Below are 8,408 nucleotides of genomic sequence, written 5' to 3'. Positions count from 1 at the left end.
GATTGGGGGCGGGGGGCGGGTTGATTTTTTGACGGGAGCTTCCTCGCAAGGCTCCAGCCTGTTCGAGGTGCGGCAGGGGGGGCGACTGGTCGTGACTGGCATGTGGTATGAAGGTAACCCCACCATCATGGCCCCGCTGATCGACCTCGGGGCACAGTCCGGCGGGCGATTGGCGCTGGGCAGCTTGATGTTGTCGGTGATCCTTCCCGGTCAGCCGCTGGTGCGCACCTCCGACTACGCCGGGAGCTTGAGCATTATCTCTTCTCAGCTCGACCACCGCGATTCCTCCCGACTCGAGTTCGCCGGAGACGGCAGAAACACCCAGGTGTTGGGAGCCGGTAACCACTACCCGCTTTTCACCGACCCTGCCCCCAACAAGCCGGTAGACCAGCTTTGGCGGGATACCACTGCCCCCGCCGGGCAGGTTTCGCAGGTTGTGAGTGACTACCCGGCGCTCACCAACAAGGTTGTGGGTGCCCAGCCTGACCTCGAGTTCGTGAAGGCCCAACTTGAGCCGCTACGCACCGTCAACACCAGCCCCGCTCTCAACCGGCCCGCCGGGGTTACGGATGTGAAGCTCTTACGCGTGGTTCTGAACGCCTCCAACGGGCGCACCGGGCTGCGGGTGAGAGGCAACTGAATCGGGGCTTTGCCACGGTGTACCGGTTGCACTCGGGGTTGGGCTACTGGACGCCGAGGGAGGTGATGGAGGAGGCGCTGGGGCAAAAGACTCAGGACATCACACGGGAGGCAGGGTGAAGGTGTCTGAGAGACTGTCTGATAAGGCTCTAGGAAGCCAATCTTCTAACCATAAGGCGGATCATTGCGACGTAGATGAAGGTTTACCTGGTTTCGGGCAGAAGCTCATAGTCCCGCTTGAGTCTGCTGTATCGTCTGGGAGGGTCTTAAGGCAGCCTCTAAAAACAGGTTGACCCCCGAAGCCTACCACTCTCTACAATTTCGGTAAGGCCTGGATTGAACAAGAAAGACCTTCAGGCGACCTTTGGAGGATCGGCCTGTTGGTTTTTGCAGGACTTCCCATGCCTCCGCATAGCACCCCGTAACCAGAACCTGCCTCCCTCTCGTTCTGCTTTCAGTGCATACAACTACTTTTCCGGAAAGGCTTTCTACCCCACAGCGGTGAGGAGAATATCCTTTATACCGGATTCAAAAAGACAGTTTACAAAACCAAAAACACTAGAGGCTGTCTTTTTGAATCCTAGAGCACTCCCTTCGGTCGGGTTAGTTCGTCACCCTTTGGTGACGAACTAACCGAATCTGGTATTACGGGGTTGCGCCACTGCCCAGCTGGTTGAACAAGACGAAGCCCAGCAGGCCAAACCACAGCAAAAGCAAAATCACACTGCCCCAGCGCTGCCAGAAGGTTGGCTTTTTCTCCGGTTCGGCAATCTGGGTGGTGAGCACTTCTGGATCCGTACCGCTTTGCAGGTGTACCGGCTGGCCGTTGTTGGCATCGAGCGGGAGGGCGTAGGGTTTGGGGCTCTCGGCCACCTGGCTACCTATGGTCACCACCACCGCGCTGATGTTGTCGGGGCCGCCCCAGTCGTTGGCTAGCTTGATCAGTTTGGCCACCGCCGGTTCGGGGGGGTTGGTGAGGATCATCTCGGCAAGCACCTTGTCTTCTAGCACGCCACTGAGGCCGTCCGAGCAGAGCAAAAACACGTCGCCAGGCCGCACCTTGAGGCCTACCAGATCCACCCGCGCATTGGGAAACGAGCCCAGGGCATTGGTGATGACGTTGCGCCAGCGGTGGTTGCGGGCCTCGTCCTCGGTCAAGAGGCCCTGGCGCACCCGGTCGGCCACCCAGGAGTGGTCCTGGGTCAGTTGCAAAAGTTCCCCGTCGCGCAGCAGGTAGGCCCTCGAGTCGCCCACATGGGCAATCAGGGCATAGGGCAGGTCGAGCCACAGGGCCGTACAGGTGGTACCCATCCCCCGCGATTCGGGCTTTTGTCCGGCCAGGTAGATGGCCTCGTTGGCGGCCTCGTAGGCTTCCAGCAAACCCTGCGGCGAGGGCTCGCTGCGCTTGAGCACCTCGACAATCTGGCTCACCGCCATCTGTGAGGCTATCTCGCCGGTTCGGTGCCCGCCCATGCCGTCGGCCACGATAAAAATACCCCCGTAGCTGGTGACGAGCTGGTTCACCGCATCCTCGTTGAGGGCCCGCTTGCGGCCTGGGTCGGTCAGGGCCGCTGCGAAAACCATCGGGAGGCTGTCGGAACCTGGCATACAAGGGGCATTATAGGCCACCCCAGGGGAAAGTGAGGCCAAAAATCACCCAGCCGTTGGTTCTACAGCCCAATTGCAGTGGTCTCATCATTTGCCTCATGGCTTTTGCCCTACTCTGGAGTGTGTGAGACAGTTTTATTTCAATCTTCCGCGGGGCCCTGTAGGGGTGCTTTTGCTGGTGCTGGCCGGAACGGTGGGGCTGTTTCTGGTGTTCTGGCTCATCACCACATTGTGGGTGTTGGCCGTAGGGGCCGGTATTGTCGGTGCTTTGGCCTATGGGTGGCGGCGGCTGGAGAGCAGGTTCCGCCGGGGCCGCTGGCGCAGGCTACCCCAGCGTGTTCAGCGCTGGGAGGACTGACCCTTACCAGGCCCCCTTACTCAAGCACTCGGCCCAAAGTGGGCAGCCCTCGCACTGGGGCTTGCGGGCCGTGCAGCGGTAGCGGCCAAACAAAATCAGGGCGTGGTGAACAAAAACCCATTTTTCTTTGGGGAACAGGCGCTCGAGGTCGGCCCCTATCTTCTCGGGGTCTTTTTGCTCCGACAACCCCAGCCGCCGGGCCAGCCGGGTCAGGTGGGTATCCACCGCAATGCCCGGCACCCCAAAAGCTGCCCCCAGCACCACCGTGGCGGTCTTCCAGCCCACCCCCGGTAACGCACGCAGCTTGGCCTTATCCATTGGCACCTCTGCCCCATGCTCCTCGACCAGCTTCCGGGCCAGCATGACCAGGTTCTTGGCCTTGCTCCGGTACAGGCCGATGGTCTTGATGTAGGGCTCGACTTCCTCAGGGCGGGCCTGGGCCAGGGCAAAGGCATCGGGAAAGCGCTTGAAGAGGGCCGGGGTGGCCTTGTTCACCGAGGCATCGGTGGCCTGGGCCGAGAGCACCGTGGCAATCAGCAGCTCAAACGGGTTGGTGTGGGCCAGTTCGGTAGCGGCCTGGGGGTAAAGCTGCTCCATGACCGAGAGCACCCTGGCCGCTCGAGCCTTCTTGCTTTTGAGGGACACCAGCCTCTTCCCCGCTGACCCCTTACCCCGGCTCTGCGCCCTCAGCTCTGGGCTTTTGGCCTTCGGCTCATGGCTCTTTGCTTTCAGCTTCTGGCCTTTGGCTTTGGGCCTTCGGCCTTGCTGACCCTCAACCCTGGGCATACTTCAGTACGCCTTGGCGAACAAAATCCGCTTGCCGTAAGCGCTGGGCTTGCCGCAGCGGATACAGCTTCCGTGGGCTTCGGGCTCGTCGTAGGGGATGCAGCGGGTGGTGGCGGTGGTCTCGGCCTTGATCTGCTTTTCGCAGTCCTTTTCGCCGCAATGAAATGCCTTCACAAAGCCCTGCTCGACCTTTTCTTTGAACACCTCATAGCTATCTACTTCCCAGGTGTGCTCGTCACGAAACTGCAAGGCCCGCTGGTAAAGGTCGTGCTGGAACTGCTCGAGCCTGCCCGGAAGCAGGTTCGGCAATTCGGAAACCTGAACGGTCTCCTTGCCCCCCAGCCGGCTGGCCAACACCGCCGTGCCGGCTTCCACATCCCGCGGCCCTAGCTCGAGGCGCAGCGGCACCCCCTTCAGCTCCCACTCGTTGAACTTGAAACCAGGGCTGTACTGGTCGCGGTCGTCGAGGAAGACCCGGATGCCCATCTTTTTGAGTTGCTCGGCCAGTTGGATTGCCGCAGGCAGAACCGTCTCGCGGGTCTCGGCCTTATAGATGGGCACAATCACCACCTGGATGGGGGCCAGCCGGGGCGGCAGAATTAGGCCCTTGTCGTCGCCGTGGGTCATCACGATGGCCCCCACCACCCGGGTGGTAAAGCCCCAGGAGGTGGTGTGTACGTATTTGTTCTGCTGGTCTTTGTCCTGGAACTGAATATCGAAGGCCTTGGCGAAATTCTGACCCAGATAGTGCGAAGTGCACGATTGCAGGGCCTTGCCATCGCGCATCATGGCCTCGTAGCTGATGGAGTACACCGCCCCGGCAAACTTCTCCGACTCGGTCTTGGGGCCTTCCCAGCCCGGAATGGCGCACCACTCGCGCAGCACCGTGGCGTACACCCCGGCCATGCGGCGGGTTTCTTCCTCGGCTTCTTCCTGGGTGGCATGGGCGGTGTGACCCTCCTGCCACAAGAACTCGGTGGTACGCAAAAAGAGCTTGGTTCGTAACTCCCAGCGAACCACGCTGTTCCACTGGTTCAAGAGCTGGGGCAGGTCGCGGTAGGTACGGATCCATTTGGCCCACATATGCCCGATGATGGTCTCGGAGGTCGGGCGCACGGCCAGGGGCTCTTCCAGGGTCTCGCCCCCAGCCTGGGTCACCACCGCTAGCTCGGGGGCAAAGCCTTCCACGTGTTCGGCTTCCTTTTGCAAAAAGCTAATGGGAATGAACAGGGGGAAGTAGGTGTTGGAATGTCCGGTTTCCTTGAACATGCGGTCGAGCTCGCGCTGGATGTTTTCCCATAGCGCATAACCATAGGGCTTGACCACCATGGTGCCGCGCACCGGGCCATAGTCCACCAGGTCGGCCTTGAGCACCACTTCGTTGTACCACTCGTTAAAATCCTCAGATTGCGGAATGAGGCCTTTGTCCTTCGCCATACCGACCCATCATAGCGGATGAAGCCTGAAATGGTTCTGGTCGCAATAAAATAAAATGTAACGAATCCAGTCTTGATGAAACGTCTAATTAACTGCCTACCGTAACCTGCAAGCACGCCAAAAGACTTAGGATTAGATACGTCTTCACATAGAAGCTTCAGAAAGGGGTGATCCGGCCAAGTTAAGTAACTACTACTTGTACTACGTGCTATAGGCCCAACAAAAGAGTCTTGCGGTGGAGTGCCCTACTTACAGAGCATTGCAAAAGTGAAAGGAGTACGAGTGAGAAGGTTAGCTTTACTAGTTAGCATAGCTGCGATTCTGGCGGCCTGCGGAGGCCCCAGGAGCAGCCAACCCACCCCCGAGGTAATCGGCAGCCTACCCCCGGCCCCAACCGGCCAGATGGTAGACGAGACCCCGAGTCGTTGGTTCGTTGAGCTGTCGGGCGGCGCCGTGAACGATGGCATTAGCCTGCAAAGCATCCAGGCCCAGCATGCTGCCTTCCGGCAGGCTGCGCAGGCTGCCGGCGTAAAAATACAATACGCCTACACCCAGCTCTTCAACGGCTTCTCTGTCGAAGTGCCAGGCAACAACCGCAAGCTGCTCTACACCTTGCCTGGGGTCGAAGGGGTGTATCCCATCGGCACCTACAAACTGCCCCCGCGCGAAGCGGCCAATCCCGACCTGGCCAGCGCCATTACCCAAACCGGGGCCGATATCGCCCAGAACGACCTTGGTCTTACCGGGCGGGGCGTGAAGGTGGGCATTATCGATTCGGGCATCGACCTGCAGCACCCAGCTTTTGCCGGCCGGATTGTGGACGGCTACGACTTTGTGGGCGACGATTACGATGCCTCCGACCCCGCCAAGTCGACCCCTGTACCCGACCCCAACCCCGACGACTGCGACGGCCACGGCACCCATGTGGCAGGTATTGTGGGCGGAAAGGACAGCCAGATCACCGGGGTGGCCCCTGGGGTCACCTTTGGAGCATACAAGGTGTTTGGCTGCGAGGGTTCTACCGGCGACGATGTGATCCTGGCTGCCCTCGAGCGGGCCGAGACCGCCGGCATGGACGTAGTGAACATGAGCCTGGGCTCACCCTTCGGCTGGAGCGTGCTGGGTAAGGCCATTACCAAAATGGTCAAGCGCGGTACGGTGGTGGTAGCCTCGGCAGGGAACAACGGCAACCTGGGCTTGTTTGCCACCGGTGACCCTGCCGCTACCGAGGGCGTAATCAGCGTGGCCTCCTTCGATAACATCAGCGTGAACGCCCAGAAAGCCATTGTGAATGCCACCGGCAACCCCCTGGGTTACCTGGTGCTGGGCGGTGCCGAAGCACCCCCTACCAGCGGCGTCAGCGCCGAAGTAGTCTGGGTGGGCCGGGGTTGCAATGTCGATACCCTGTTGGCCGACCCGGCCGGTAAAGTTGCCTTGATCGAGCGGGGAACTTGTACCTTCAACGAGAAATACCAAAAAGCAGTTGCGGCCGGTGCGGTGGGTGTCATCATTCATAACAACACCACTGGCCTGTTTGCGGGCGGCGGCGTGGCCGGTGTTTCGGGCAAATTTGGTATCAGCATCTCCCAGGCCGATGGCCTGGCCTTACGGGCCCTGGCCACCCCCACCACCCTGACCTGGACGCCCGATACCACCCAGGTAGCCAACCCCACCGGAAACCTTATTTCCAGCTTTAGCTCCTGGGGTCTGAGTCAAGACCTGAAACTCAGACCCGATCTAGGCGCACCCGGCGGCCTCATTCGTTCGGCCGTACCCCTGGAGCAAGGTGGTTATGCCATTTTGAGCGGCACCTCCATGTCCTCGCCCCACGTGGCTGGCGCAGTGGCTTTGCTGCTGGAGGGCAACCCGGCTTTCTGGCGCACCCAACGGCCCAGCGAGGTGCGCAAGTACCTGCAGAATACAGCCATGCCCAAGCCCTTTGCCCTGGCGCCTATCAGCGGTTTACCCGAAACCAGTTACCGCGAGGGCGCTGGCATGATCGACATCGTAGCCGCAGTGCAAAACCGCGTTACCGTGACCCCATCGGCCATCTCCTTCGCCGAAAAGGCTGGTTCTCACACCCAGCGGCTGGAGCTAAAGAACCGCAGCAACGTGCCCGTCATCTATAGCCCCACACATGTGCCCGGGCCCTCGGCACAGGGCAGTGTTTACGCGCCCACTTTTACTACAGCGGCCGCAACGGTCAGCTTCAGCCCCAGCCAGATCACCGTTCCTGCCCGGGGCGAGGCCACCCTTACCGTAACCATTACCCCTCCAGCCGGGCTACCTGCCAAAGGTCTGTATGGGGGTTACATAATTCTGAATCCGATGGGTGCGGGCATCAAGATGAACGTGCCCTACGTGGGTATGCAAGGCGGCTACCAAGCCATCCGGATTCTCACTCCAACGGCTTTTGGTTTCCCCTTGCTGGGTAAGCTTAACGCAGCCGGCACCGACTACGATATCCTGCCCAGCGGCGGTACCTTTACCCTGCAAGGCAACGACGTACCGCAGCTCCTGGTGCATTTTGAGCATGGCGCCCAGGTCTACGAGATGGTGATTCTGGATGCGGCCACCAACGCCCCCATCCACCCCAAGTTCAACCGGGCCGATTACGGCGAGTATATCCCGCGCCACTCCTTAGCCAATGGCTTTTTTGCCATTCCCTGGGACGGCACCCGCATCACCAAGTACCAAAAAGAAGACGTTTACGGCAACAAGATTCCGGTACCCAGCGAGTTCCAGGCTGTGCCCAACGGACAGTACAAGCTCCAGATCCGGGTGCTCAAACCCACCGGCAAGGTACAAAACCCAGCCGACTGGGAGTCCTGGACCTCTCCGGTCATTACCATTGCTCGCCCCTAAAGCAGCCAGCCGTGCTCTAAGACCCGCTTCGGCGGGTCTTTTTTCGTATGCTGGGAGTACATGGAACTGCGCGGCCCCCGCCTGCTGCTTCGCCCTCCGCGCCCGGAGGACGCCGAGGCGCTGTTTGCTTTGATGTCCGACCTCGAGCTGGCCCCTTTCGTTTACTGGAGCCCCCACCAGAGCCTCCACGAAACCTACGAGTACCTGGAGCGCCTGCAAGCCAAGGAAGGCTTTTTCATCCTCGAGACCGAGGGCCAACCGGCCGGGGTGATTGGGTTGCACCTGGACTGGCCCAACAAGCTGGGCGAGACCGAGACCTGGCTGGGGCGGCCCTACTGGGGCACCGGCCTCAACACCGAGGCCAAGGTGGTGCTCTTCGATTTTGCCTTTGGGCCCTGGGACTTGCGCCGCATCCAGGCCATTGCCCATGTGCATAACCCCCGCTCGCAGCGAGCGCTGGAAAAGCTGGGCTTTCGGCGCGAGGGGCTGCTGCGCCGCTGGAGATGGATTCGCGGGGAACCGTGGGACTTCTACATGTACAGCCTGCTGCCCGAGGAATGGATGTCGAGCCGACCACCCATTTTTTACTAAGTATCTCCACATCAGATTTTTACCTCTACAGCCCCCAGTAGACCTAAGGCATGCAAAAGGGCTTGCTTGAGTTGCGAGAGGCAAGCGTAATGACGGCGGGGCAGGAGGAAGGCTTTGAGCTTTT

At 60.4% G+C, this 8,408-nt stretch carries 7 protein-coding genes; 4 read left to right on the top strand and 3 right to left on the bottom strand.

The genetic code is table 11. The annotated features are described in order from the left end of the window. Positions 1-640 (top strand): hypothetical protein (locus tag Mhypo_RS16305; RefSeq protein ID WP_206074943.1); only part of this gene is annotated, 640 nt, incomplete at its 5' end. A 644-nt stretch (positions 641-1,284) separates the two neighbouring features. Here the strand turns inward: Mhypo_RS16305 and Mhypo_RS16300 are convergent. Beyond that, the gene (locus Mhypo_RS16300) at positions 1,285-2,247 is read right to left on the bottom strand and encodes a Stp1/IreP family PP2C-type Ser/Thr phosphatase (RefSeq protein WP_119342309.1); all 963 of its coding nucleotides are present in this window, start codon (positions 2,245-2,247) and stop codon (positions 1,285-1,287) included. A gap of 124 nt (positions 2,248-2,371) precedes the next feature. Here Mhypo_RS16300 and Mhypo_RS16295 point away from each other — a divergent pair, with 124 nt between their 5' ends. Then, the gene (locus Mhypo_RS16295) at positions 2,372-2,605 is read left to right on the top strand and encodes a hypothetical protein (protein WP_119342308.1); all 234 of its coding nucleotides are present in this window, start codon (positions 2,372-2,374) and stop codon (positions 2,603-2,605) included. Positions 2,606-2,608: 3 nt separating this feature from the next. Here the strand turns inward: Mhypo_RS16295 and nth are convergent, their stop codons facing one another. Next, positions 2,609-3,250 carry an endonuclease III gene (nth, locus tag Mhypo_RS16290; protein ID WP_276309763.1) on the bottom strand — a complete coding sequence of 214 codons (642 nt, stop codon included), beginning with the start codon at positions 3,248-3,250 and terminating at the stop codon, positions 2,609-2,611. Between the two features lie 144 nt (positions 3,251-3,394). After that, complete coding sequence (gene proS, locus Mhypo_RS16285) at positions 3,395-4,828, bottom strand: proline--tRNA ligase (RefSeq protein WP_119342306.1); 1,434 nt, start codon at positions 4,826-4,828, stop codon at positions 3,395-3,397. A 282-nt stretch (positions 4,829-5,110) separates the two neighbouring features. Here proS and Mhypo_RS18780 point away from each other — a divergent pair, with 282 nt between their 5' ends. Both Mhypo_RS18780 and Mhypo_RS16275 read left to right on the top strand, forming a co-directional pair. Beyond that, positions 5,111-7,693 carry a S8 family serine peptidase gene (locus Mhypo_RS18780; protein WP_119342310.1) on the top strand — a complete coding sequence of 861 codons (2,583 nt, stop codon included), beginning with the start codon at positions 5,111-5,113 and terminating at the stop codon, positions 7,691-7,693. Positions 7,694-7,753: 60 nt separating this feature from the next. Continuing rightward, positions 7,754-8,284, top strand: a complete 531-nt coding sequence (locus tag Mhypo_RS16275; RefSeq protein WP_119342305.1) for a GNAT family N-acetyltransferase — start codon at positions 7,754-7,756, stop codon at positions 8,282-8,284. Positions 8,285-8,408 lie beyond the last annotated feature (124 nt).

It is taken from the genome of Meiothermus hypogaeus, assembly GCF_003574035.1.
GTDB lineage: Bacteria > Deinococcota > Deinococci > Deinococcales > Thermaceae > Meiothermus > Meiothermus hypogaeus.
This window is presented reverse-complemented; position numbering and strand designations above follow the sequence as displayed.

What these genes read in the sequence shown, in the direction of transcription:
- Mhypo_RS16300 (WP_119342309.1), bottom strand. Translation starts at nt 2,247, where the DNA reads ATGCCAGGTTCCGACAGCCTCCCGATGGTTTTCGCAGCGGCCCTGACC.
- proS (WP_119342306.1), bottom strand. Translation starts at nt 4,828, where the DNA reads ATGGCGAAGGACAAAGGCCTCATTCCGCAATCTGAGGATTTTAACGAG.
- Mhypo_RS16275 (WP_119342305.1), top strand. Translation starts at nt 7,754, where the DNA reads ATGGAACTGCGCGGCCCCCGCCTGCTGCTTCGCCCTCCGCGCCCGGAG.